Source organism: Nocardioides sp. IC4_145 (assembly GCF_011250565.1).
GTDB lineage: Bacteria > Actinomycetota > Actinomycetes > Propionibacteriales > Nocardioidaceae > Nocardioides.
Genome location: NZ_JAANMS010000098.1, coordinates 1 through 270, shown reverse-complemented (window position 1 = coordinate 270; position 270 = coordinate 1). Strand labels below are relative to the sequence as shown.

Genomic DNA, 270 nt, shown 5'->3' with positions numbered 1-270 from the left:
CGCTGAAGTCGTCGATGGTGCCGCCGAAGGTGTTCCGGTCAAGGCCGAACAGCTCGAGCAGGCGCTCGTCCCAGCGAAGCTCGCCGGTGGTGAGGTTCCAGTCGAAGGCGCCGACCCCTGCCGCGTCGACCGCGAGCTGCCAGATGAGGCGCTCGTCGCCGTAGTCCGCCTCGAGTGCTGCGAGCTCGAGTTCAGCCATCACGGGGGTGGCGAGCAGCTCGAGCAGGGTGATGTCGTTCTCGTCCCAGGGGCGAGGACTCGCGTCGAACA

General features: G+C 67.8%; 1 protein-coding gene. It reads right to left on the bottom strand.

The features are described 5' to 3' along the window. Positions 1-270, bottom strand: a 270-nt coding sequence (locus G6553_RS22335) for a hypothetical protein (RefSeq protein ID WP_207620091.1), incomplete at both ends; no start/stop codon positions are given.